The organism is Delftia acidovorans NBRC 14950 (genome assembly GCF_001598795.1).
Taxonomy (GTDB): domain Bacteria; phylum Pseudomonadota; class Gammaproteobacteria; order Burkholderiales; family Burkholderiaceae_C; genus Comamonas; species Comamonas acidovorans.
On sequence record NZ_BCZP01000009.1, the window covers coordinates 264,944 to 289,875 of the forward strand.

At 67.0% G+C, this 24,932-nt stretch carries 21 protein-coding genes; 12 read left to right on the forward strand and 9 right to left on the reverse strand.

What is annotated here, in order from left to right; translation table 11 throughout:
- Nucleotides 1-84: 84 nt before the first annotated feature.
- The 5 genes from DA1_RS14460 to DA1_RS14480 are packed head-to-tail and all read left to right on the forward strand — an operon-like array spanning nt 85 to nt 5,910.
- Entirely contained in the window at nt 85-2,241 is a 2,157-nt protein-coding gene (locus DA1_RS14460; protein WP_034393586.1) for a TonB-dependent receptor, read from the forward strand.
- Nucleotides 2,241-3,284, forward strand: coding sequence for an ABC transporter substrate-binding protein (locus tag DA1_RS14465; RefSeq protein ID WP_034393584.1), 1,044 nt, complete (start codon nt 2,241-2,243; stop codon nt 3,282-3,284). Before DA1_RS14460 ends, DA1_RS14465 begins: the two co-directional genes overlap by 1 nt.
- Complete coding sequence (locus tag DA1_RS14470; protein ID WP_034393582.1) at nt 3,271-4,356, forward strand: FecCD family ABC transporter permease; 1,086 nt, start codon at nt 3,271-3,273, stop codon at nt 4,354-4,356. Before DA1_RS14465 ends, DA1_RS14470 begins: the two co-directional genes overlap by 14 nt.
- Nucleotides 4,353-5,141, forward strand: coding sequence for an ABC transporter ATP-binding protein (locus DA1_RS14475; RefSeq protein ID WP_034393580.1), 789 nt, complete (start codon nt 4,353-4,355; stop codon nt 5,139-5,141). The genes DA1_RS14470 and DA1_RS14475 overlap by 4 nt, the downstream gene beginning before the upstream one ends.
- Nucleotides 5,089-5,910 (forward strand): (2Fe-2S) ferredoxin domain-containing protein, encoded by an 822-nt coding sequence (locus DA1_RS14480; protein ID WP_034393578.1) that lies wholly within the window; start codon nt 5,089-5,091, stop codon nt 5,908-5,910. The genes DA1_RS14475 and DA1_RS14480 overlap by 53 nt, the downstream gene beginning before the upstream one ends.
- A 4-nt stretch (nt 5,911-5,914) precedes the next feature.
- Here DA1_RS14480 and DA1_RS14485 read toward each other — a convergent pair whose 3' ends face one another.
- Entirely contained in the window at nt 5,915-6,841 is a 927-nt protein-coding gene (locus tag DA1_RS14485) for a LysR family transcriptional regulator (RefSeq protein WP_174549392.1), read from the reverse strand.
- 166 nt (nt 6,842-7,007) lie between these two features.
- Here DA1_RS14485 and DA1_RS14490 point away from each other — a divergent pair, with 166 nt between their 5' ends.
- Both DA1_RS14490 and DA1_RS14495 read left to right on the forward strand, forming a co-directional pair.
- Nucleotides 7,008-8,333, forward strand: a complete 1,326-nt coding sequence (locus DA1_RS14490) for a serine hydrolase domain-containing protein (protein WP_174549393.1) — start codon at nt 7,008-7,010, stop codon at nt 8,331-8,333.
- A 126-nt stretch (nt 8,334-8,459) separates the two neighbouring features.
- On the forward strand, nt 8,460-10,292 hold the full coding sequence (locus DA1_RS14495) for a methyl-accepting chemotaxis protein (RefSeq protein ID WP_034393570.1): 1,833 nt from the start codon (nt 8,460-8,462) through the stop codon (nt 10,290-10,292).
- A gap of 66 nt (nt 10,293-10,358) precedes the next feature.
- Here the strand turns inward: DA1_RS14495 and DA1_RS14500 are convergent, their stop codons facing one another.
- Nucleotides 10,359-11,351 (reverse strand): Bug family tripartite tricarboxylate transporter substrate binding protein, encoded by a 993-nt coding sequence (locus tag DA1_RS14500; protein WP_034398546.1) that lies wholly within the window; start codon nt 11,349-11,351, stop codon nt 10,359-10,361.
- A gap of 268 nt (nt 11,352-11,619) precedes the next feature.
- Between DA1_RS14500 and DA1_RS14505 the strand changes: the two genes are divergently transcribed.
- Complete coding sequence (locus DA1_RS14505; protein ID WP_012205610.1) at nt 11,620-12,288, forward strand: GntR family transcriptional regulator; 669 nt, start codon at nt 11,620-11,622, stop codon at nt 12,286-12,288.
- Nucleotides 12,289-12,360: 72 nt separating this feature from the next.
- Here the strand turns inward: DA1_RS14505 and DA1_RS14510 are convergent, their stop codons facing one another.
- Complete coding sequence (locus tag DA1_RS14510; RefSeq protein ID WP_034393567.1) at nt 12,361-13,962, reverse strand: gamma-glutamyltransferase family protein; 1,602 nt, start codon at nt 13,960-13,962, stop codon at nt 12,361-12,363.
- A 286-nt stretch (nt 13,963-14,248) separates the two neighbouring features.
- On the opposite strand from DA1_RS14510, the gene DA1_RS14515 reads away from it, so the two are divergent.
- The gene (locus DA1_RS14515; RefSeq protein WP_034393564.1) at nt 14,249-14,950 is read left to right on the forward strand and encodes a GntR family transcriptional regulator; all 702 of its coding nucleotides are present in this window, start codon (nt 14,249-14,251) and stop codon (nt 14,948-14,950) included.
- A 21-nt stretch (nt 14,951-14,971) separates the two neighbouring features.
- Here the strand turns inward: DA1_RS14515 and DA1_RS14520 are convergent, their stop codons facing one another.
- Nucleotides 14,972-15,955 (reverse strand): DNA-binding protein, encoded by a 984-nt coding sequence (locus DA1_RS14520; RefSeq protein ID WP_013802420.1) that lies wholly within the window; start codon nt 15,953-15,955, stop codon nt 14,972-14,974.
- 207 nt (nt 15,956-16,162) lie between these two features.
- On the opposite strand from DA1_RS14520, the gene DA1_RS14525 reads away from it, so the two are divergent.
- On the forward strand, nt 16,163-17,368 hold the full coding sequence (locus DA1_RS14525; RefSeq protein WP_230590795.1) for a site-specific integrase: 1,206 nt from the start codon (nt 16,163-16,165) through the stop codon (nt 17,366-17,368).
- Between the two features lie 36 nt (nt 17,369-17,404).
- Here the strand turns inward: DA1_RS14525 and bioB are convergent, their stop codons facing one another.
- Nucleotides 17,405-18,466 carry a biotin synthase BioB gene (bioB, locus tag DA1_RS14530; protein WP_012205605.1) on the reverse strand — a complete coding sequence of 354 codons (1,062 nt, stop codon included), beginning with the start codon at nt 18,464-18,466 and terminating at the stop codon, nt 17,405-17,407.
- Between the two features lie 28 nt (nt 18,467-18,494).
- Nucleotides 18,495-18,815 (reverse strand): hypothetical protein, encoded by a 321-nt coding sequence (locus tag DA1_RS30440; protein ID WP_196248526.1) that lies wholly within the window; start codon nt 18,813-18,815, stop codon nt 18,495-18,497.
- A 54-nt stretch (nt 18,816-18,869) separates the two neighbouring features.
- Here DA1_RS30440 and DA1_RS14535 point away from each other — a divergent pair, with 54 nt between their 5' ends.
- Nucleotides 18,870-20,849, forward strand: coding sequence for a UvrD-helicase domain-containing protein (locus DA1_RS14535; protein ID WP_034393562.1), 1,980 nt, complete (start codon nt 18,870-18,872; stop codon nt 20,847-20,849).
- Nucleotides 20,850-20,856: 7 nt separating this feature from the next.
- Here the strand turns inward: DA1_RS14535 and DA1_RS14540 are convergent, their stop codons facing one another.
- From DA1_RS14540 to DA1_RS14550, 3 genes are all read right to left on the reverse strand, one after another.
- Nucleotides 20,857-21,327, reverse strand: a complete 471-nt coding sequence (locus DA1_RS14540) for a VOC family protein (protein WP_034393560.1) — start codon at nt 21,325-21,327, stop codon at nt 20,857-20,859.
- A gap of 77 nt (nt 21,328-21,404) precedes the next feature.
- Nucleotides 21,405-22,247 carry a YdcF family protein gene (locus DA1_RS14545; protein ID WP_034393557.1) on the reverse strand — a complete coding sequence of 281 codons (843 nt, stop codon included), beginning with the start codon at nt 22,245-22,247 and terminating at the stop codon, nt 21,405-21,407.
- Nucleotides 22,248-22,256: 9 nt separating this feature from the next.
- Nucleotides 22,257-23,084: a lectin gene (locus DA1_RS14550; protein ID WP_034393555.1), complete on the reverse strand. Its 828-nt coding sequence runs from the start codon at nt 23,082-23,084 to the stop codon at nt 22,257-22,259.
- A 320-nt stretch (nt 23,085-23,404) separates the two neighbouring features.
- On the opposite strand from DA1_RS14550, the gene DA1_RS14555 reads away from it, so the two are divergent.
- Nucleotides 23,405-24,932 (forward strand): RHS repeat domain-containing protein (locus DA1_RS14555; RefSeq protein ID WP_062794128.1); only part of this gene is annotated, 1,528 nt, incomplete at its 3' end.

Here is a 24,932-nt window from a genome sequence, read left to right on the forward strand (position 1 = left end):
GATGGCAACGTCCTGCGCCCTTTCCTCCCACGCTGGCTGGAGAGGTGGCAGTGCCTTGCTTTCGCATCAGACGGTCGAAGACCGATGTTCGAAATGCATTCTTCCTTTTCCAGGGTTTCCAGCGCTCGCGCTGCCCAGTCCCTTTCCGTGCGGCTGAGCCCGCTGGCCCTGGCCTGCGCCTTCATCTGCCTGCCGGCGCAGGCTCAAACACAAACGCCCACGCCAACGCCCCCATCAACCGCCCTGCCCGAGGTCCAGGTCACCGGCCAGGCCGAACGCATCGGCCAGCAACTGGCCCAGCCTGCGCGCTCTGCCAGCCATACCGGCGTCTCCAACCAGGAAGTGCCGGCCAGCGTGGACGGCGTCTCTGCCGAGCAGATGCAGGAGCGCGGCGACTACGCCCTGGTGGACGCCGTCACGCGCACCGTGGGCCTGACCTCCAGCAGCACGCCGGGCAACGGCGGCCTGGCCTTCAGCAGCCGCGGCTTTGCGGGTGTCAATTCCGTGGGCGTGGCCGAAGACGGCATGGTGCTGGGCGTGGCCGCCGGCACCACGGCGTATCCGGGTGACAGCTGGGGCTACGAGCGCATCGAAGTGCTGCGCGGCCCGGCCTCGCTGATGTATGGCAGCGGCACCATGGGCGCCACGGTCAACGCCTTCCGCAAGCAGCCCAGCCGCACCAGCTCGGCCGAGGTGCTGGTGGGCGCGGGCACGGACGACACGCTGCGCCTGGGCCTGGGCGTGACCGGCGCCCTGGGCGCCTATGCCAGCTACCGTATCGACAGCTACACCGCCCGCAGCGCAGGCGAGCGCGATCTGGACCAGTCGCGCAACGGCAAGTTCATGAGCACGCTGCGCTTGGAGCCCACGAGCGACCTGCAGATCGACCTGATCGCCGACCGCAGCGTGCAAAAGCCCAGCCGCTACTGGGGCACGCCGGGCCTGAGCGGCAAGGTGGTGGAGTCGCTGCGCGACCGCAATTACAACGCCGAAGACAGCGTGCTGCGCTATGCCGACGAGCGCCTGCGCGCCAAGGTGCAATGGAAGGCCAATGACTGGCTGACGGTGCGCAACGAGCTGTACCACGTGAAGTCCGACCGCCACTGGCGCAACATCGAGGCCTACGCGCTCAACCCCGCCACCTGGACCGTGGGCCGCTCCGACTACCTGGAAATCCTGCACGACCTGGAGCAGACCGGCAACCGCCTGGGCCTGAACGTGGACCGGGGCTCGCACAAGATCGCCATGGGCTGGGAGGCCGCGCGCATCAACCTGCGGCTGTCCAACAACTCGCCCTATGGTGGCTCGTCCACGGTCTCGGCCTGGGATCCCGTGCATGGCAGCTGGGCCAGCCCCGATCTCACCGCCGCCAAGACAGAAACCGGCGTGACCCAGCATGCCCTGTACCTGGAAGATGCCTGGCGCATCAGCAACCGCTGGCTGGCCATGGCCGGCCTGCGCCGCGATGTCTACGACTTTGCCAGCCACTCGCTGGTGGGCGGCACGGATTTCAACAAGACGCTGGCCGCCACCTCCTGGCGCCTGGGCCTGACCTATGAGCTGGCCCGCAACACCCATGTCTATGGGCAGATCAGCTCGGGACACGATCCCGTCAACAGCCTGGTGTCGCTGAACCTGGCCAACACGGCTTACAAGCTGAGCAAGGGCCGCCAGGCCGAGATCGGCATCAAGCAGCAGGTGGCTGGCGGGCGCGGCGAATGGACGCTGGCCGTGTTCGACATCAAGAAGGACAACATCATCACGCGCGACCCGGACCGCCCGGCCATCTCCATTCAGGGCGGCAGCCAGTCCTCGCGCGGGGCGGAAGCCACCGCCACCTTCCAGGCCACGCCCGCCCTGCGCCTGGAGGGCAACCTGTCCTATGTGGACGCCCAGTTCGACAAGCTCATCGAGGCCGGCGGCAACCGCGCAGGCAACCGTCCGCAGAACGTGGCCAAGACCACGGCCAACCTTTGGGGCCACTACCGCGTGGGCGCCTGGCAGGCCTCGCTGGGCCTGCGCTACGTGGGTGACCGCTTTGGCAACAACGCCAATACCGTGAACCTGCCCGCCTACACCGTGGCCGACGCCGCGCTGAGCTGGCAGGTGGACCCGCGCACCACCCTGAGCCTGATCGGCCGCAACCTGGCCGACAGGGTCTATGTGGGATCGAGCTACGGCAGCCAGTTCCTGGTCGGGCAAGGCCGCCGCTTCGAGATCGCGGCGCATATCCGGTTCTGATGGCCATGGCGCGCTCCAAAAGCCTCCATGGCCTGTGCGCTGGCGCCCTGGCGGCCACCCTGCTGCTGGCCGGCTGCTCGCGCAGCGATTCCGGCACCACCAGTGAACTGCCGGCACCGGCTGCCGCACCGCAGGCGGCCGTGACCGTCAATGTCTGCGGCAGCCCCGTGACCTACGCCAACGCACCGCTGCGCGCCGTGACCCATGACGTGAACATCACCGAGATGTTTCTCTTTCTGGGCCTGGGCGACCGGCTGGTGGGCTACAGCGGTATCACGCAGGCCAAGCAGATCGACCCGGCCTTCCAGGCCCAGCTGGCCCGCGTGCCGCGGCTGGCGGAGCGCGAGATGAACCTGGAGGCCATTCTGGGCGCCTCGGCTGACTTCGTCTTCGGCGGCTGGAGCTACGGTTTTCGCCAGGGCCAGGTCACGCCCGAGGTGCTGCAGCGCCACGGCATTGCCTCATATGTATTGTCCGAATCGTGCATCCGCGTGGGGCCGCGCAGCCAGGTGGCGCTGGAAGACGGCCTGACCGACCTGCGCAACCTGGGCCGCATCTTCCGCATCGACGCCCATGCCGAGCAACTGGCGCAGGGGCTGGAGCGCGAACTCAAGGACCTGCGCGAGCGCATGCAGGGCGTGCGGCAGCGGCCTTCGGTCTTCGTCTACGACAGCGGCCAGGACATCCCCGTGACCGTGGGCCGCTACGGCATGCCGCAGGCCATGATCGAGGAAGCGGGCGGGCGCAACATCTTCGACGACATTCCCAGCAACTGGCCTGCAGGCAACTGGGAGGACGTGGTGCAGCGCAACCCGCAGTGGATCGTCATCATCGACTACGGCCAGCCCCATGCGCAGGGCAAGATCGACTTCCTGCTGGCCAAGCCCGAGCTGGCGGGCGTCGATGCCATCCGCGAAAAGCGGTTCTTCGTCATGACCTATGCCGAGGCCACGCCCGGCCCGCGCAATATTGCGCGGACCCGCGCGCTGGCGCAGGCCCTGCACCCCGACCGCATGCCGGCGCCCAGCCATGCGGTCAACTGACTCCCGCTGGCCCAGGCGTCCTGGCGCCGCCCGCCTCTGGTGCCTGCTGCTGTTCGCGGCCCTGTTGCTGGTGATGACGCTGGCCATTACCTGGGGGCCAGTGGACATGCCGGCAGGCACGGTCTGGCGCATTGCCCGGAGCCGGTTGCTGCAGGCCTTGGGCATGCAGCCGCCGCCGCTGGAGGGCATCACGCCGCAGCACCAGCAGATCGTCTGGCTGATCCGCATGCCGCGCGTGCTGCTGGCGGCCCTGGTGGGCGCGGGGCTTGCCGTGGTGGGCACCATCATGCAGGCCATGGTGCGCAATCCGCTGGCCGATCCCTATCTGCTGGGCGTGTCCTCGGGTGCGTCGGTGGGCGCCGTGGCCGTGCTGGCCTTCGGTGCGCTGGCCTCGGCCGGCATGTACGCCCTCACGGCCGGGGCCTTTGTGGGGGCGCTGGCGGCCACCGTCGCCGTCTACCTGCTGGCGCGCTCCCAGGGCCGCATCCATGCCACGCGGCTGATCCTGGGTGGTGTGGCCATCGGCTATGTGCTGGCGGGCGTGACCAGCCTGATCACCCTGTCATCGGGCCAGCGTGACCTGGCCAATGCCCTGCTGACCTGGACGCTGGGCAGCCTGGCCGGCACGCAGTGGGAGGAACTGGGCATTCCCGCCGCCGTGCTGGCTGCAGGAATGCTCTGGCTGGGGCTGCAGACGCGCCCGCTCAACGCCCTGCTGGCCGGTGACGAGGCCGCCGCCACGCTGGGCGTGGACACGGCACGGCTGCGGCGCGCACTGTTCCTGGCGGTGTCGCTGCTGACGGGCACCATGGTGGCGGTCAGTGGCGCCATCGGCTTTGTGGGGCTAATCGTGCCGCACGCCGCGCGCATGCTGGTGGGCACGGACCACCGGCGCGTGCTGCCTGTGGCCGCCCTGGCCGGCGCCCTGCTGCTGGTGCTGGTGGATCTTGTCGCGCGCACGGCCTTTGCGCCCATGGAACTGCCCGTGGGCGTGATCACCTCGCTGATCGGCGGACCCTTCTTCGTCTGGATGCTGGTGCGCCAGCCGGTGCAGGGAGGGCGCGGCCCATGAAGCTGCAAGCCCAGGACCTGTGCTGGAGTGCCGATGCCCGGCGTGTCGACGCCCGGCGCATCGTGGACCAGGCCAGCCTTGCCCTGCACAGCGGCGAATGCGTGGGGCTCATCGGCCCCAACGGCAGCGGCAAATCCACCCTGCTGCGCATGCTCTACCGCGTGTTGCGGCCCGACGCAGGCTGCGTGCTGCTGGACCAGCGCGACATCCGGGACATGACGGCGCGCGAGTTCGCGGCCCAGGTCTCGGTCCTGGCGCAGGAGGCGCCTCAGAGCTTTGACTTCACCGTGCGCGAGGCGGTGATGATGGGCCGCATCCCCCACCAGTCCCCCTGGGCGGGCGACAGCGCCGAGGACCTCGCCTGCATGCGGCAGGCGCTGGCCCAGGTGAATGCCTTGGCGCTGGAGGAGCGGCGTTTCTCCAGCCTGTCCGGCGGCGAGAAGCAACGCGTGCTCGTGGCCCGCGCGCTGGCCCAGCAGCCACGGCTGATGCTGCTGGACGAGCCGACCAACCACCTGGACATACGCCATCAGCTGGAGTTGATGTCACTGGTCCGGCGCCTGCAGATCAGCAGCATCGTCGCCCTGCACGACCTCAACATCGCCGCCCACTACTGCGACCGTCTCTATCTCATGGAACAAGGCCGCATCGTTGCCCATGGCACACCGGCCCAGGTACTGACCCCGGCCACCATCGGCCAGGTCTACGGCGTGGCTGCCGAGGTGGACATCCATGCCGCCACCGGCCGGCTGCGCATCAGCTTCATTCCCGATGAACTCCTCTGAAACATCCATCCCGCCCGGGACCGACGCCGTGATCGTGCTGGGCCGCGGCGGCACGGGCGCAGCATCGCGCCAAAGCCTCATCGAATTGGCCGAGGCCTTGCGCCAGACGCTGGAGCCGGCCTGCAAGGTCGTCACATCCTTCGTGGACAAGGCCGCACCCTCGCTGCCCGAGGCGCTGCAGCAATGCCTGCCGGCGCGCTCCATCGTCGTGCTGCCCCTGTTCTCGCCCGACGAGCCTGCCCTGCTGCGCTGGCTGCACAAGCTGGCCATGCGCTGGCGCTCGCAGTTGCCGGACCAGGGCGTGCAGGTGCGGTTTGCCGACCATCTGCTGGGCGCTGCCGCCATGCCCGCGCTGCTGCTGCCGCAGATCAGGCAAGCCCTGCAGACCCCGGATGTTGCAGAAACCGCAGGCGACCACTGGCAGCACGATCCCCAGGCCTGGTCCCAGGTGCCGGACCACCAGCACCATGCCCTGGTCTGCACGGGACCGCGCTGCACCGCCCTGGGCGCCGTGGCCGTCTGGCAAAGCCTGGGCGAGGCCGTGCAGGCCAGCAGTGAACTGCGTGCCAGGCTGCGCCTGCTGCAGACCAGCTGCCAGTACCCCTGCAACCATGGCCCGCTGGCCATCGTCTATCCGGACGGCGTCTGGTACGGGCGGCTCACGGCCGAGAATGCCGCCGAAGTGATCGAAACCCATGTGCTCTCGAGGCATGTCTGCGCGGAGCACCACGTGCACGGGCCAGTGGAGCTGGGGACGCAGGCTTCGTGATGTCTCAGGGCTGTGCCGCCTCCAGCTCGGCCAGCCTCACCGCCACAAAATCCCGCAACGCACGCACCAGCGGCGTGAACTGCCTGCGACTGGGTGCGACCAGGAACAGCGGCACGCACTCGGTCGTCCAGTCGGTGCACAGCGCAAGAAGGCGGCCCCGGGCCAGGTCCTCGGCCACGTCGAAATACGACTTGTAGGCAATCCCCCGCCCAGCCACGGCCCAGCGCCGCACGGCATCTCCGTCATTGGCCACATTGCGGCCGCGCACCCGGACATGGACCGGCTCAGGTACGGCAGTCCCCTGCCCTGCCGGCCAGAAGCTCCAGCGGTCGTGCACTTCCTCGCCCAGCATGAAGCACAGGCAGTCATGGCCGGCCAGGTCGTGGGGGGTGGCGGGGGCGCCGCGCTGCTGCAGATAGGAGGGCGCGGCGCAGAGCACGCGGCGGTGCGTGTCCGACAGCGGCAAGGCCACCAGGCTGGAATCCTGCGGCCTGCCATAGCGAAAGGCCGCATCCACAGGCTCGCTGTAGACATTGGCAGCGCGGTCGGACAGGTGCAGGCGCAGATCCACGCCTGCATGCTGGCTCTGGAATTCGTCCAGCCAGGGCATGAGCACGTTGCGGCCCAGGTCGGAGGGGGCGGCCAGTTGCAGCGTGCCGCGCAAAGCGGCCTGGCCGCCAGCCAACTGGTCGCGCACCTGGCGCAGGCCGGCCAGCGCGGGGCGGCAGTGCTCCAGAAACAGCTCGCCCTCCTGCGTGAGCCGCAGGCTGCGCGTGGAGCGCACGAACAGGGTCACGCCCAGCTCTGCCTCCAGCCGCTTTAGCGCTGCGCTGGCGGCAGCCGGGGTCAGGTCCAGGGCACGCGCCGTGGCCGAGAGGCTGCCGCTGTCTGCGGTGCGCACGAAGATATCCAGGTCTTGCAGGCTTTTCATGGGCATTCGCCAGGCTTTGATTTTCAAAAACTATTTGAAGCTTAGTCCAACGAGAAAGCCATTTGTCGTGCTTGCGCCAACTGGGAGCACGGCCTGGGATGGAAGCCGGCTTCCGTCCTTTGGCAGCGGATCTTGGCGCCCCGGCAACCGTAGTATGGTTGTCGCCATGCAGCTCAAACATTTCGCCGGTGCCCTGGCTGGCAGCCTGGTGTTCGCCACAGCCACGGCAGGGGTCACCGCAGCCAAGACCCCCTCCTATCCCGATGCCGATGCCAGCGACCCCGCAAAGCTGGGCTGGATGGTGGGCTCGCCGCCACCGCCGGACCGGATGCTGCGCTTCGACGATGGCTCCTATTTCCAGTTTCCCGCCATGCGCTGGAGCGTCTCGCACTTTCGCCAGCTCATGCCCACGGTGAATGTGTCGCGCGGCCTGGCGCCTGCAGCGCCGCTGGCCCAGGCGTTGCGCGAAGACATCGACGAGTTGCGCTTCACGCCATTGGGTGCCAGCCAGCCCATGACCTGGCGCGATTCGCTCAAGGCCAACTACACCGACGGCATCGTGGTGCTGCACAAGGGCCGCGTGATCTATGAGCGCTACTTCGGCGTGCTCAAACCCGAAGGCCAGCACGGCGCCATGTCGGTGACCAAGTCCTTCGTCGGCACGCTGGCGGCCATGCTGGCTGCCGAGGGGCAGCTCGACCCCTCGCGCCGTGTGTCGGAATACGTGCCAGAGTTGGCGGCCTCGGCCTTCGGCAATGCCACGGTGCGCCAACTCATGGACATGACCACGGGCATACGCTTCAGCGAAGACTATGCGGACCCCCAGGCCGAGGTCTGGGCGCACGCGGCAGCGGGCAACCCGCTGCCCAAGGCCAAGGACTACACCGGGCCGCGCAGCTACTACGAATTCCTGCAGACCGTGAAGCCCGAAGGCGTGCACGGCAAGGCCTTTGGCTACCGCACGGCCAATACCGATGCGCTGGGCTGGGTGCTGGCGCGCGTGAGCGGCCAATCGGTGGCCGATCTGCTGTCCGAGCGCATCTGGAGCCGCCTGGGCGCCGAGCAGGATGCCTACATGTCGGTGGACTCCACGGGCACGCCCTTTGCAGGCGGCGGCCTGAACCTGGGCCTGCGGGATCTGGCGCGCTTTGGCGAGATGCTGCGCAACCGGGGCCAGTTCAACGGCCAGCAGATCATTCCCGCAGCCGCCGTGGACGATATCCGCCGGGGCGGCGATGCGGCGGCCTTTGCCAAGGCCGGCTACAAGCTGCTGCCGGGCTGGACCTACCGCAACATGTGGTGGGTCACGCACAACGCCCATGGCGCCTTCGCGGCGCGCGGCGTGCATGGCCAGACCGTCTACATCGATCCCAAGGCACAGATGGTGATTGCGCGCTTCGCCTCTCACCCGGTGGCTGGCAATGCGGCCAATGACCCGACCTCGCTGCCGGCCTACGAGGCCCTGGGCCGGATGCTGGCTGGGGAGCGCTGAAGCACTGAAGGGGCGGCAATTCCCCGCATAGGCTTCGGCGGCCAGGGGGCACCGCCTGCATGGACGCGTATTGTCAAGAAAATTTGCTAACGTATGTAGCATCTTCTTGCAATAAGTAATTCTTCTATGTTCCAGTCCCTGCGTGCGCGACTCATCGCGCTCAGCGTGGCCATCGTCACCGTGGCCATGCTGGCCCTGGCCATTGCCAACTTCCTCACGGTGCAGCGCCATGTGCTGTCCACCCTCGACGACCAGAGCCGCCAGCTCGTGAACGCCCAGGCCCAGGTTCTGGGCGAATGGGTGGCGACCAAGCGCCTGCTGACCCATACCCTGGCGCAGGCGGTCGATACGCCGGACCCGCGTGCCGTGGTCCAGGCGCTGCGCGACGGCGGCGGCTTCTCGGATGCCTACTTCGGCTATACCGACAAGCGCATGTTCTTCCTCAACGAGATGGCTGCGGACTACGACGTGACGGCCCGCCCCTGGTTCAGGCAGGCGCTGAAGGAAGGCCGTCCCATCGTGACGGCGCCCTATCTGTTTGTCTCTCCACCCGAAGTGGGCGTGACCTTTGCCGAGCCCGTGGGCCCGGCCGGCAATCCCGTCGCCGTGGTCGGCACCGATGTGCTGCTGACCACGGTGGTGCGCACCGTGGGCGCCATCAGGCCCACGCCGGGCAGCTTTGCCTTCTTGGTGGATGAGGCGGGCGCCATCGTCACCCATCCCGATCCGGCACTCACGCTCAAGCCCGTCTCCGCGCTCTCGCCCCAGTTGCGCGCCGACGCCATCCAGGCCCTGCCCAAAGAGGACACCGGCATGCGCACGGCCGTCGGCGGCAAGGACTTCCTGCTCTACGGCCACGGCGTGCCCGGCACGAACTGGCAACTGGTGGTGGCCGTGCAGCGCGACGAGGCGCTGTCCGCGCTGGGTTCGCTGCTCAAGGTGTCGGGCGCCATCGTTGCCATTTCGCTGATCCTGGCGATTGCGCTGCTGGGCGCCGTCATCGCCCGCGTCACGCGCCGGCTGGCCGTGGTACGCGATGCGCTGGAAGACATCGCCTCGGGTGACGGCGATCTCACGCGCCGCCTGTCGGTGCAAGGCAATGACGAACTGACGCAGATCGCACGCGCGTTCAACCACTTCACCGACAAGATCGCCTCGGTGCTGGTGCGCATCCGGGAATCGTCCGAGACCGTGCGCCATGCCTCCACCGAAATCGCCAGCGGCAACCAGGATCTGTCGGCACGCACCGAGCAGCAGGCCAGCTCGCTGGAGGAAACGGCTGCCGCCATGGAGCAGCTCACGGCCACCGTGCAGCACAACGCCGAGAATGCGCGCCAGGCGCGCCAACTGGCCAGCAGCGCCTCGGACATCGCCACGCATGGCGGCACCGTGGTGGACCAGGTGGTGCGCACCATGGGCGGCATCGAGCAGTCCTCGCACCGCATTGCCGACATCATCGGCGTGATCGACTCCATTGCCTTCCAGACCAACATCCTGGCGCTGAACGCCGCTGTGGAAGCGGCCCGCGCCGGCGAACAGGGCCGGGGCTTTGCCGTGGTGGCCTCCGAGGTGCGCACCCTGGCCCAGCGCAGCGCCACGGCCGCCAAGGAGATCAAGGCGCTGATCGACGATTCCGTGGGCCAGGTCGATGCCGGCAGCCGCCTGGTGCAGGACGCGGGCGCCACCATGGGCAAGGTGGTGGAAAGCGTGCAGCGCGTGACCGCCATCGTCACCGAGATCAGCAATGCCAGCCAGGAACAGAGCACGGGCATTGCCGAAATCGGGACCGCCGTCAGCCAGATGGACCAGTCCACCCAGCAGAACGCGGCCCTGGTCGAAGAGGCCACGGCCGCGGCGCAGTCGCTGCAGCAGCAGGCCGCGCAACTGGCGGACGTGGTGGCAGGCTTTCGGCTGGACAGCGAATCATCCCGGTCCAGAAGCATCGCCCTGCATAGGTGAAATCGGCGCCGCACGGCAGGCAACCCACCGCCCTGCCCCAGCCCTGCCCCGGCGGCCCCGGTCCGGTTACTGCAGCGCGATTGCGGCTTGCCGCACCAGCTTCTCCGTGCGGGGGACCTCGGTTTTGACGAAGGCCTCGAAGTCGGCAACGCTGCCGCCACGGGCTTCGGCGCCGGTGGTCACCAGGCGCTCGCGGAACTCAGGGGTGTTCAGCAGCTTGTTGATCTCGGTGTTGAGCCGGGAGACCACGGCCGGCGGCGTACCGTGGCTGGCCACGATGCCGTACCACGGGGCGATGTCAAAGCCCGGATAGCCTTGTTCGGCAATCGTCGGGATGTCCGGGGCCATGGCGGCGCGGCTTGCAGTCGATACGCCCAGGGCCCGCAGCTTGCCGGCCTTCACCTGGGGCAAGGCGGTCATGATGGTGTCGAAGTACAGGGAGACCTGGCCCGATATCAAGGCTGGAATGGCCTCGGCCGCACCCTTGTAGGGCACATGCACTATGTCGATGCCGGCGGCCTGGCGCAGGAACTCGCCAGCCATGTGCGAGGTCGTGCCGGCCCCGAACGAGGCATAGGTCAGCTTGCCGGGGTTTGCCTTGGCATAGGCCACCATCTCAGCCAGCGTACTGAACGGCAGGGACGGGTTTGCCAGCAGCACATTGGGCGTGACCGCCACGATGGCCACCTTCTCGAAGGCGTCCGGGTTGTAGCTCAGCTTCTTGTACAGAAAACGGTTGGTGACCATGGAGGCCGGCCCGCTCATCAGCAGGGTGTAGCCGTCGCCCGGGGCCCGGGCGGCGGTGTCGCTGCCGATCATGGCGGCGGCACCCGGCTTGTTTTCCACCAGCACGGGCTGGCCCAATGAATTGCTCAGCCCGGCGCCAACCTGCCGGCTCAAAAGATCCGTGGCGGACCCGGCCTGAAAGGGGACAACGATGCGAATGGGCTTGCTGGGCCAGGCGCCGGCCCCCTGGGCAGAGGCTTGAGCGGATGCGACAAGGGCCAGGGCGGACAGCAGGGCCGTGGCCAGGGGAGTGCGGAGCGTTTGGAGGGGCATGGTCTTCATCAGGTTGGAGAGCAGGCATGGCGAAGGAACAGGTTCCGGCTGCCATGGGGAAAATGCATAGATATTTAGATATTTGTATCCAATCATGCAGAAGACTAGCAAGCAATAATCGAACCAGCTCTAGGGAAAACCGCCTCTTGCCATCACCTGCACAGGCATGGCTGCGTGGAAACCGGCACAAACGGGGTCCCGGGAGGCGCAGGCAGGTCCCCGTAGAATCGGCGGGCCCCTGCCCTGGGCGAAAGACACCGGATAAACCATGCTGACCGACCGACGCGCCTCGTTTGACACTGTCCATGCCACGGCACAGGAAGAGGCCTACCAACACATCAAGCGCGGCATACGCACGGGCGAACTGCGCCCGGGCATGCGGCTGGCACCGGATGACATCGCGGCCGAAATTGGAACCAGCCGCATGCCCGTGCGCGAGGCGCTGAACCGCCTTGCCACGGAAGGGCTGATCGTCAACCGCCCCAACCGTGGCTCGGTGGTCCGGGTGCTGACCGAAAAAGAGGTGCGCGAGGTGTTCGCCATGCGTTCGGTGCTGGAGGGCCTGGCGGCCACCCTGGCGGCCGAGAACGTGACCACCAATGACATCCACGATCTGGAGCAGTTGCTGCAGCGCATGCACCGCAGCGGCCTGAATGCATCGGAATGGATCACGGCGCACCGCCAGTTCCACGAGCGCCTGTGCACCATTGCCGACGCTCCCCAGCTGATGCGGCAGATCGCGTCCCTGCACTCGGTCTCCGAGCCCCTGATGCGGGTGTGGCTGGAGGGCAAGCCATCGACGGACTACGTGCACGACAGGCACGAAGAACTCATAGGCGCATTGAAGGCCAGGGATGGCGCAAAGGTGGAAGCCCTGATGCGCGCCCACATCCTGCGCACGCTTCCAGGCATCCTCCAGGCGAACCAGGCCGACTGAAATCCGCACTGAAAGCCGCGCCGGCCCCTTCGCTGTCACGAAGCCTGGAGCCAGCGCGCAGGCTGCCGTCCGTCAGGAACGGTTGGCGCCCATGGCGCAGCCGTCCTTGCGGTGGTCGGATGCGCCGTGCAGCACACCGTCGTCCCAATCCACCCGAATGGCCTGGGCGCCGCCGATGGCAGGATAGCCGGGCGCCACCAACTGGTAGACCTGCTGCTCCAGCACCTGCGCGACATGCTGCGGCAAGGTGCTTTCAACCTCCACCTTGTCGGTGCCGGGAATGGGGAACAGCCGCGGCAGATCGCTGGCGGCCTGGATATCGCAGCCGTAGTCGATCACCTTGGACAGAAAGTGCGCATGGCCCATGGCCTGGTAGTGGCCGCCCATCACGCCGAACACCAGCTCCACGCGGCCATCCTTCGTGGTCATGCCGGGGATGATGGTGTGCAGGGGCCGCTTGCCTGGCCCGATGCAATTGGGGTGGCCCTCAGCCAGTTCAAAGCTCTGGCCCCGGTTGTGCAGCAGCACGCCTGATTTGGGCGCCATCAGGCCGGAGCCGAAGGGGTGGAAGATCGAGTTGATGAAGCTGGCGCAGTTGCGATCCTTGTCCACCACCGAGATGTAGACCGTGTCCTTGTGCTCCGCTGCCGCATTGGTCGCCGGGGTCTTGAAATGCTCCGGGAACTCGCCGTTGCGCAGCTGGCCGGCCAGCTCCTGCGACAGCAGATAGTCGACGTCCACATCGGCAAAGCGTGGATCGGCCAGCAGCGCATCCCGCACCCGGTAGGCCATGCGCGTGGCATCGATCTCGGCCTTCAGCCGCTCGGCCGAGAGCGGGTCCGTGCCCGGCTCCAGGCCCTGCAGAATGTTCAGCAGCAGCAGGGCAATGATGCCTTGGCCCGGAGGCGGGCACTCATGCACCACATGGTCTCGGAACCTGCTCTTGACCGGCTGCACGAACTCGCCACGATAGGTGGCGAAGTCCTCAAGCGTGTGCACGCCACCGAGGCTGCGCAGATAGGAGACGATGTCCTGCGCGACCTCCCCCTCGTAGAAGCCGGCGCGGCCCTGCTCGGCGATTTTTCGCAAGGTAGCGCCCAACTGCGGCTGGCGGTGAACCGATCCGATGGCCGGGGCCTGGCCATCGACCAGCATGATGTCGCGCGCAGTGGTGGCGGCCAGCAGTTGCGTGTGCATGGCCCAGTCGGTGCCGGCGCGCGGCGCCACGGCATAGCCCTGCTCGGCGAAGCGGATGGCATCTTCCAGAAGGCGACCCATGGGCAGCCGGCCGAACCGCTCCGTCAAGGCGACCCAGGCGTCCACGGCGCCAGGCACCGTGACCACGTAGGGCGACTGGCGGCGCAATTGCTTTTCCTCGCCCGAGGCAAGAACGGCCTTCAGGGAGGTGGCATGGGGCGCCCAGCCGGCGCCGTTGTAGGCCGTGATCTGATCGGAGCCCTTTTCGCTGTACAGCGCAAAGCAGTCTCCTCCAATGCCGGTGGAGCCAGGCTCCACCACGCACTGGACCGCACAGGCCGCGACGGCGGCATCCATGGCGGTGCCGCCGGCCTCCAGGATGCGAACAGCGGCCTGGGTGGCGGCCGGGTGCGAGGTTGCCGCCATGCCGTGCGTGGACATGACGACGGAACGGCCAGGATTCTGGAAATTACGCATAACGGTTCTTCTTCCTTGTGTTGCTGGGACTTGGATTTCGGGCAATGAATGGGGGGCCGGGGGGGGCTGCCAACGCTGCTTGCAGCGGGCCGCCATCGACGCAGGGCGCGATGGCAGCCTCGAGATTACCGTATCCTGATATCTTTGTATCCAATTTTTCCAAAGATACCCAAGCAATCACCATGCCTGGATTGGCCGTACACAATGCACCATCAGAGTGCGCCCTGGACCCTGACAGCCAAACCTAGAATGACGACCGGGCTCCGCCCACCCCAGAACCATCACCATGCCGCCACTTGCCACCCCCTCGCCCGATGCGGCACAGACCAGCGCCCACGAAGAGGCCTATCAACACCTCTCTCATGGCATCCGCATGGGGCTGCTGAAGCCGGGCGACAGGCTGGTGGCCGATGACATCGCCAACTCCATCGGCATGAGCCGCATGCCGGTCCGCGAGGCCTTGCGCCGGCTGACTGCGGAAGGCCTGTTGGTCATGCCGCCGAACCGGGGCGCGATCGTGCGGGAGCTTTCCGAGAGCGAGGTCATCGAGGTTTTCGAGATGCGTGCCGTGCTCGAAGGCCTGGCCGCAGCCATGGCCGCCAAGCGCTGCACACAGGCGGATGTGGACGACCTGCAGGACCTGCTCTCGAAAATGAAGCGCTGCGAGAGTGACCAGTCGGAATGGATCACGGTGCACCGGCGCTTTCACGAGCGCTTTTGCCGCATCAGCGCAGCCCCGCGCTTGTGCGAGCAGATCTCGGCCCTGCATTCGGTGGTCGAGCCGCTGATGCGGATCTGGCTGGAAAACAACGAGCCCTCGCCGAAGTTGCAGGAGCACCACCAGCAACTGGTGGCCAGCCTGCAGGCCGGTGACCCGGATCGCATGGAGCGCGAAGTGCGCGCGCATGTGCGTGGAACGGTAGACAGCATCACGCAGGCCATGCGCAGACATCGGCCGCCCCAAGGCAAATCGCGCGCCAAGGTCTGACCTTGGCCTGGACGATACGCCCTAGCCTCTCCTGTCCTTGAGGCGCGTCATGGAGCGGCGCGCCGCTGACAGGCTGCCGCGCCGGCCCAGCGAAAGCCCCGCGCCGGCATCCGGCAAGGCACCGCCAGCGGCCAATCGCTGCTGTGCCTCCAGCAGGCTGCGCAGGTCCGCCGCACGCTCCTGCGCCAGGGCGGCCGCATTCTGGGCGGTCTGCAGCTGGGAGTGCAGGCTCAGCTGCTCCTCCTCACTCTTTTCATAGCGGCCTTGCAGCTCTGCGAGGCGGGTCGCTGCCTTGCGCTCCTGCTCGGTGGCTGTCTTGCGCGCAGCCGCCAGTTCCTGGCGTGCACGGTCCACTTCGTTGAGCATGTGGCGCTCATTGCCCGCGTATTGCTCGGCCATGCGCTGGCGTTCCAGCGCGGCAGACTGCATTTCCTCGCCATGCTTTTGCTGCAGCGCCTCGCGCTGGCGGGCGGCTTCGGCCAGCGCATCGCGCATTTCCTCCAGGCGCTCGTCGCGGTCCTGCAGCTGCTGCTGCATTTCATCCAGCCGGCGTGAAAGATCCTGTGACTGCGCCTGGGCCACTTGCAGGGCCTGGTCCATGGCCTCTTTCTGCGCCTGCATGGACGCCTCGCGCCGCGCCATTTGCTCTTGCTGCTCCTGCAGCTCGGCCTGCGTGGCCTGCGCCGCTTCCTCGCGCGATTGCAGCGCGGCGCGGGCGGCCTCCATGGCGGCTTCCTGGGCGGCGTCCCACAGTTGCTGCGCCAGGCGCTGAACGGGATCGGGCACGGACGAGGGCAGCAACTCGCCCTGCCCTGCCGCCACGCCCAGGCGCTGGCCCAGGGTGGCAAACCAGGTCTCCAGCATCGGGCTGACGGTATTTGGCGAGCCTCGGCCGATTTGCTGGCGCACGCGCTCAATGGTCGGCCGCAGGCCCTGGGCGATCAAGGCGTCTGCCGCGGCCCAGACATCGGCTTCCTGCACGCCGCGGGTGGATGTTTTCTGCATATCGTGAACTATTTTCCAGATTACCAACGATAAGTGATTGTTATCGTGATTTATTTTAATATTGCGTAATACATCATATGTGCCATGTATTAAATATTACATATGAAATTTTCATACAGTATGGATACGCACATTACACGGCTTTGCCCAGGCAAAAGGCCGCTGCAACCTCTGGAAAGCCTGGAAACTGAACTTTGCATGGCCTGCATGGCCGCAGGCTCCGCGGCGGGCAGCCATGCTGCGCCGGGCGACAATCCACGGATGCGCAACGGCCCCTTTTCGCTGATTCCCCAAGACCAGCCTCTGGAAGACACAAAGCAAGGCAGCACCCTGCCCTCTGCAGGGCTGGAGCCTGCCGCCCAGCAGGCCGTGCGCGAGTTGCTGCGCGAGGGCGAATCCACCAACACCAGAAACAGCTACCAGAGTGCGATGCGCTACTGGGCCGCTTGGCATGCGCTGCGCTTTGAGCGGCAGATGCAGCTGCCGCTGGATGTGCCGTGCGTGCTGCAATTCATCATTGACCATGCCCTGCGGCAGACCGGCGCGGGCCTGGCCAGTGAAATGCCGGCGCACATGGACCGCGCCCTGGTCGAGGCCGGGTACAAGGCCCGCGAAGGCCCCCTGTCGCACAACACGCTGGTGCACCGCATGGCGGTGCTGTCCAAGGCCCATCAGGTGCACGGTTTGGCCAACCCCTGCCAGGACGGCGCGGTGCGCGAGCTGATGTCGCGCACGCGCAAGGCCTATGCGCGGCGCGGCGAGCAGCCCGCCAAAAAGGATGCGCTGACGCGCGACTTGCTGGAGCAATTGCTGCAGACCTGCGATGACAGCCTGCGCGGCCGCCGTGACCGCGCCCTGCTGCTGTTCGCCTGGTCCAGCGGCGGGCGCCGCCGCTCGGAGGTGGCCGGGGCGGACATGCGCCACCTGCGCGCCGTGGGGCCGCAGGAATTCATCTACACGCTGGCGCACTCCAAGACCAACCAGTCCGGGCGGGATGCGCCCGAGAACCACAAGCCCGTGACCGGGCGCGCGGCCCAGGCGCTGGCCGATTGGCTGCGTGCCGCCGCCATACAGGAAGGGCCGATCTTCCGGCGCATCCGCAAAGGCGGCCATGTGGGCGAGCCCCTGTCGCCAGCGGCCGTGCGCGACATCGTGAAGCAGCGCTGCGCGCTGGCAGGCGTGGAGGGGGATTTCTCGGCGCATTCCCTGCGCTCGGGCTTTGTGACCGAGGCCGGGCGCCAGAACGTGCCCTTGCCCGACACCATGGCGCTGACGGGGCACAGCAGCGTCAATACGGTGCTGGGCTATTTCCGTGCGGATTCCGCGTTGAGCAACCGAGCGGCCCGGCTGCTCGACGCCGGCGACGACGATGCGGCCGCCGCCGCGCAAGGCAGCGGCCGGCCGCAGTCCTGAGCTGCCGGCTCAAAAGAGCTCAAAAGCTCAAAAAGCTCACTCCTGTACCGAGGTCCGCGTGCCGCTCAGGCCCAGCTTGCGCAGCAGCGTGGTGTCGGCTTCCACATCGGGGTTGCCGGTGACCAGCAGCTTGTCGCCATAGAAGATGGAATTGGCGCCGGCCATGAAGCACAGGGCCTGTACGGCGTCGCCCAGCTGCTGCCGGCCCGCCGACAGGCGCACGCGCGCCGTGGGCATGGTGATGCGCGCCACCGCGATCACGCGCACGAAGTCCAGCGGATCGACCGGCTCGCTGTCCGCCAGCGGCGTGCCGGGCACGCGCACCAGGCTGTTGATGGGCACGGATTCGGGATGGGGGTTGAGATTGGCCAGCTGGGCGATCAGACCCGCGCGGTGTACAGGCGCCTCGCCCATGCCGATGATGCCGCCGCAGCACACGCTGATGCCCGCGCCGCGCACGGCCTTGAGCGTGTCCAGGCGGTCCTGGTACTGGCGCGTGCTGACCACGTCCTGGTAGTACTCGGGCGCGGTGTCCAGGTTGTGGTTGTAGTAGTCCAGGCCCGCTTCGCGCAGCGACTGCGCCTGGTGCGGCTGGAGCATGCCCAACGTGGCGCAGGTCTGCATTCCCAGACCCTTCACGGCGCCGATCAGCTCGTTCATCTTCTCGATGTCGCGGTCCTTGGGCGCGCGCCAGGCTGCGCCCATGCAAAAGCGCGTGGCGCCCGCGTCCTTGGCGGCCTGGGCGGCCCGCGTGACTTCGTCCACGCTCATGAGCTTTTCCGCCTTGACGCCGGTATCGAACTCTGCCGCCTGCGGGCAGTAGCCGCAGTTCTCGGGGCATCCGCCCGTCTTGACCGACAGCAGCGTGGCCAGCTCGATGTCGCCCGCAGGCCAGTGCTCGCGGTGCACGCTCTGGGCCTGGAACATCAGGTCCATGAAGGGCTTGTCCAGCAGTTCCTGGATGGCCTGCACGCTCCAGGCGCCTTCAAACGGCAGTGTGTCGCTTTTTGAGGGGCGTGCATGCCATTGCAGGGGGCTGCCGGCCGCAGGCTGTGCGGAGGTGGCGGAAGTCGTCGGGGTGGTGCTGCAGGCGGTCATCAAAAACTCCTCTGTGGGTCTGCTTTTTTCATTCTGCTGAGCAAAAAACCGTCTGGGAATGAAAAAGCCGGCTCCTTGGCAAAAATAGTTGCTCCATTTTCATGGCCTGCAAAAAGAGCGAACTTCGCTTATTTTTGAGCGATGTTCGCTGCGTTTTGGCAGAAGTTTTTATGCCTGCATGCTTCATGCTGCAAGCGCGCAGCCATTGGCGGCCAACATCGCTCAATTGTCCGATGCAGGCCGAAAAAGATGTGCAAGCGGGCGCAGGCCTTGATTCCCAATACCTGCCAGATGCCTCTCCAAAACGACCACAATGGGTGCCCGCTGTCGTCGCCACGGCGGTTTTCATTGCCACGGCCCGTGCTTCCGCCCGCTTTCCACCACTTTCCCCCGATTCGCTCCGATGTCCCTGCGCTCCCTGGAATTTCCCACCGATCACGGCCAACCGCTGCTGCTGTCGCGCGAGCAGCAGGCCATCCTGGCGCATGAGGGACGTTCGGCCATCGTGGCGGCGCTGGCGGGCGTAGGCAAGACGACCACGCTGGCCTGCAAGGTGGTTCAGGCCTGCCGCAGCGGCCATGCCCAGCGCATCCTGGTGCTGGCCTATTCGCGCTCCGGCGTGGCGGCCTTTCACCACCGGCTCAAGCAACTGGTGCGCGAAGTGCCGCCGCAGGTACAGATCACCACGGTGGAACGCTGGGCGGCCCAGCAGATCCGCCGCCGCGACCCTGCGGCCCGCTTTCTGGCCGACCGCGTGGCACTGCAGGCCCGTGTGCGCGAGGCACATGCCGCGCTGTGCGAGCGGCTGGCCTGGCAGCCCGACCCTTTGTTCGAGCAGCCCGGCGATCTGGATCTGGACGCCTTCTGGGACTTCAACCTCAGCGCCAAGAAGTCGTTGCTGCCCCAGCGCCTGGCCGAGGAAGGCATGGGACTGGCCAGTTTCTGCGAGGAGTATTTGCTCGACTACCGCATGGCCGGCCTGTTCTTCGAGTACGAGCGCCGCCGCATCGACCACTGCGGCGACCCGCTGTACTACGCCGAAGGCGACTGCAGCCATGCACTGGCCAGCGACGCCCTGCAGGGCCAGGCGCTGGACCTGCCGCGCTACGACCTGGTGGTGTTCGACGAGATGCATGACCTGGACCCGGCCTCGCTGCAACTGCTGCGCGCCCTGGTCGGAACCAGCGGCTGCGCCTTTCTGGGCGCAGGCGACTTCAACCAACACATCGAGGCACAGGCCTGGTCCGTGTTCCGCGACAAGCTCCACCAGCTCGATGACTTCCTGCCCCAAGCCACGGCCACGCTGGTGCTGACCCAGTCGCGGCGCTTTGGCCCGCAGATCGCCAAGGCGGTCAATGCGTTGTTCAACGTTGGCCTGACTGCGGCGCCCACGCGCTTCAGCACCGTGCAGCAACTGCAGCACACCGATGACAGCCAGTGCATTGACCAGCTGCTGCAGATCCAGGCCGGTCTGGCCCGCGGCACGCCAACGGCGGCGCCGGGTGAGCCCCCGTCGCCCGGCGCGCGCAATCCCTCGCTGACCGTGATCCTGCGCCATGAGCAGGATGCCTGCGCGCTGGAATGGGCCATCCACCGCGCCGGCAAGTCCGCCAGCTTCTACGGCTTCAAGCGCTTTTACCTGCAGCGCGAGATTGCCCTGCTGCTGGGCCTTTGCTATGCACATGGCATGCAGGCGCTGTCATGGAAGGCTGAGACCAGCGTGCTGGGCAGCGAGACCCTGGCGGCCTTTGTGGAAGGTGCGCTTTTCTACGGCAAGGGCAGTGTGGATGGCGCCGACATGGCCGATCCATCAAGCCGCCACACGCTGGCCCAGCGCATGGCGGGCGAGATGCAGCACAACCCGCAGATCATCTGGCGATTCCTGGGCAACCAGTCCAGCCTGCAGGGCGGGCAACGCAACTTCCAGGCCTTTGGCAGCTTCTTGCAACTGCCCCTGGCGCTTCAGTCAGACGCGCGCAGCCTGCTGGAGCAGGCCGATGTCTGGGGCCTTTTTGCGGGCGTGGCCCTGTCGCAGGCCCAGGCGGTGGCCATGCGTCAGCGCGTGAAGGCCTTCATGGATTCGGTGGCGGGCATGGCCGTGCCCGACATGCTGGCCCAGGTGACCGCCATGGCTACGCGCTTCGAACGAACCGTGCGGGCCGAGCGCGGCTTCGACTTTCATCTGAGCACCATCGAGGAAGCCAAGGGCAAGGAATACGAGCATGTCGCCCTGCCCTTCATGGAGCCTGGCCGCTTTCCGGCCTCGGCCCCGCACGCGCTGGCCTTTCTGGAGCGCAACCGCCTGTACGTGGCCATGACGCGCGCCCGAAAAAGGCTGTGGCTGCTGGAGCATGCCGAGCGGCGCGTCCAGCCTTTCGCCTGAAGGCGTCTCAGCCCAGGGCGGCAATCACCTCGGCCGGCGCCTGCACCAGCTCGATCAGCACGCCCTCGCCAGCGATCGGAAACTCGTCATTGCTCTTGGGGTGCAGAAAGCAGATGTCGTAGCCGGCCGCGCCCTTGCGGATGCCGCCGGGCGCAAAGCGCACGCCCTGCGCCGTCAGCCACTGCACGGCCAGCGGCAGGTCGTCGATCCACAGGCCGATATGGTTCAGCGGCGTGGTGTGGACGGCGGGCTTCTTGTCGATGTCCAGCGGCTGCATGATGTCCACCTCGACCTTGTGCGCGCCCTGGCCCATGGCCAGGATGTCTTCGTCCACGTTCTCGCGCTCGCTCTGGAATGTGCCGGTCTGGGTCAGGCCCAGCATGTCCACCCACAGGCGCTTCATGCGCTGCTTGTCGGTGCCGCCGATGGCCACCTGCTGTATGCCCAGAACCCGGAAAGGACGCTGTTCGCTTGCCACTGTCTCACTCCTGTTGATTTATGAAGAATCACATTGTGGAGCCAATCCGCAAGGCCGCAGCCCATCGCACAGGCGGCTCAAAACTCCCCCAGCACCCAGCCGCTGATCACCGCAAAGTACTCGCGCAGCCAGGCGTTGGCGCGGATCGTCACGGGCGTGGGTGCACCCACGGTGAAGGCCTGGCCGTAGCCGCTGCGCTCGGCTATCCAGCCGGCGCGCAGGGTGTGGAAGTCGCTGGTGACGATGGCGATTGCCGCCTGCGGCTCCACCCCGCGCGCCTGCAGCAGGGGCAGGCTCCAGGCCAGGTTCAGCGCCGTGCTGGTGCTGCGCTCCTCCATCAGCAGGCGCTCGGGCGGCAGGCCGTGGCGCTGCTGCAGATAGCGCGCCATGATGGCGCCCTCGCTCTCACTTTCCCCAAAGTCCACCCCGCCGCTGGTGAGCACCAGCGCCTTGGGCTGGCGGGCGGCCAGCTCGGCAGCGCGGTCCAGCCGCTGGGCCAGCGTGAGCGACGGCTGACCGTCACGCGTGGCACTGCCCAGCACCACGATGGCCTGCACCGGCTGGTCCGGTGGCAACCCGGACGAGGCGGACAGCAGGTGCGCCCAGAACACCAGCAGGCTGACCAGCCACATCGCCAACGCCGCCCAGCCCAGCCACCAGGCGCGCCGCAGCCAGGCACTGGCGCGCAGCCTGCGCGCAATGGCCGAGCGCCAGAAGCTGCAGGCCATGAACAGCAGGCCCAGCACCGCTGGCAGCGTCACGCCCAGATTGAACATGCCGCGTGCCATCAGCACCACGGCATCGCCCAGCAGCACGGAACCAGTGATCAGGCCCAGCCACTGCAAGGGCCCCAGCCGCCGGAAGCCCGAGACGGCGTTGCGTCCGGGCACTGGCCCGGGCGCGGGAGAGAGCTTGTGCAACAAGCGCCCTCAGTTCCAGCGCTGGTTCGGGCCGCCGGCGCAGGACCACACGATCACGGGCTGGCCCGGCCGGGCATTGCCGCCTTCGATGTCCAGGCACTTGTTGGCAAAACGGCTGCGGATCTGGCCACGGCTCCAGTCCCATTTCTGGTTGGGCTGGTTGCGGCATTGCCAGGCAATCACCCGCGCACCATTGCGGGTGTTGCCATCGGCAACGTCCAGGCACAGGTCGCCCACGCGCATCTCGCCATCACGCGTCAACGTGAAACGCTGATTCTCACCGCCGCTGCAGTGGTAGACGATGAGCCCATTGCCTGGGCGAAGCCCCCCGGATATATCCAGGCACAGCCCGTTCTGGCCACGCACCTCCCGCCCGCCCCACGAGGGATAGCCGGGCTGCTGGCCCGGATAGCGGTCATCGTTCCATTGCTCGTCGCGGTCACGTTCGCGGTCCTTGTCGCGCTTGTTCGCCAAAATGGCGGCGCCGGCAATGGCTGCCACGGCGGCACCGGCGATCCATGCGCCCGTGTTGTCGCTCCCGCCTTCCTGGCCCTGCGCGCCCTGGGGCAGGCCGGTCAGGATGCGGAAACGCCCGCCGCAGCCGTCCTTGACCCACATCTCCCGGCGGCCCAGGTCGTAGCCCCAGTTTTGGTTGTAGCTGCAGTTGCCAGCCAAGGTCTCGACCAGTTGCACCTGCTGCGCGTCGTCGGGCAGGCTGTAGGTCTGGTAGCGGCCATTGGACATGAGTTGCACCGTCTCTTCGCCTGCATGCGCAGGCAGAACCGGCAGGATGAAGCTGCTGGCCAGCAGGACGGAAATGCATTTCTTGATTTGCATGGATAGGCTCTTTGACCGTACTTGGTGACGGGAACGCTGCCAACCCGGAAGAGAGCTGCAGCGGATCTTCAGGCGGCAGAGTTTAACCATGCACAGGCGTCCAAAGCCCTCATCCGCTATTGAATGACGTCAGTGCAGGAAGCGGTCTTACACCTCGCCAACCCACCCCCTCTGCTCCAGCCATAAACCACACACATTACGGGGTTTTCCTCAACGAATCCGCCAATCGCCGGATGCATTGCCTGAACGGGCCCCGAAACCTGCGGAATCCTCCGCCTACTTTCTCGCGGCCCTCCATGCATATCGATCAAGGGGCACACATGGTTGGCATCGTCAGCGGCAATAGTCTGGGTCTGGGCAACAGCTCTCTGGCCACACTGGGTCAACGCGCCGCACAGGGCAACGCCTCCCAGGGGCACGGTGGCGAGCAGGTCTTCGTCAACGTCGCCTCCGGCAACCTCGTCATCGCCCACAACGACGACCAGCTCGTGGCCCACGGCGGCGGCTTCCAGGCCGTGCGCACCTACAACAGCCAAGGCCTGCTCAATGACGACAACGCAGACAACTGGAGCTCGGGCTTCTACCGCCGCCAGCTCGTGCTCTCGGGCACTTACGGTCAGGCGGGCAGCACCATCACCCGCACCGAGCGCGATGGCGCAAGCGCCCTGTTCTCCTGGGATGCCGCCTCCGCCAGCTATGTGAGCACCGATGGCGCCGGCGCCTATGACCGCATCGTGCAGCCAGGCTCCAGCTACGTCTTCACCGATGGCGCCACCGGCAACCGCGAGTTCCACGACACCGCCACCGGGCGCCTGGACAAATCCGTGGACGCCAGCGGCAACACCACGGCATATACCTACGACGCCAACGGCAACATCGCCAAACTGGTCAACCCCAGCGGCGAGTCCATCCAGTACGACTACACAGGCAACCTGCTGACCCGCATTCGCGTGGTCGACAGCCAGGGCGCCACCACCACGCGCACCAGCTATGCCTATGACACGCGCAACCGCCTGTCCCAGGTCACGGTCGATCTCACGCCCCAGGACGGCTCCACGGCCGACGGCAAGCTCTACCGCACAAGCTACACCTACCACGGCGACAGCAACCGCATCGCCACACTCACCCAGAGCGACGGCAGCCAGTTGACCATCGACTATGTGCAGGTCGGCTCGGAGTTCAAGGTGTCGTCGCTGCGCGACGCGCTGGGCCAGACCACGCGCTTTGCCTACGACACGGCCACACGCACCACCCAGGTCACGGACCCTGCCGGCAAGGTCTCCAGCTACGCCTACGACGCCAAGGGCCAGCTGCTGAGCATCACCTCGCCCGCCACCAATGGTGTCTCTTCCGTCCAGCGCTTCGAGTACAACGCCAACGGCGACCTGATCCGCAGCACCGATGCGGACGGGCGCACGGTCTTCATGGCCTATGACGCCAACGGCAACCAGGTGCTGCAGCGCGATGGTGCAGGCAACACCATCACGCGCACCTACAACGCCCAGAACCGCCTGCTCAGCGAGACCGTCTACACCCAGCCCGACCCCGACGGCGACGGCGCAGCCCAGGCCTCGGGCGCGCAGACCACGCGCTACGTGTACGACGATGCCACGGGCCTGCAGCTGCGCTTTGCCATCAGCGCCGAAGGCCGCGTCACCGAATACCGGCGCAATGCCTATGGCGAAGTCATCAGCACGCTGCAGCACCAGACGGCGCGCTATGGCGCAGCCGCTGCCTCGACCGAGGCCGCCCTGTCGGCATGGAGCGGGCAGCAGAACCTGCAGCAGCTGCAGCGCACCGACTACGTGCTGGACTTCCGGGGCCAGGCCCAGGTCACCACCACCTATG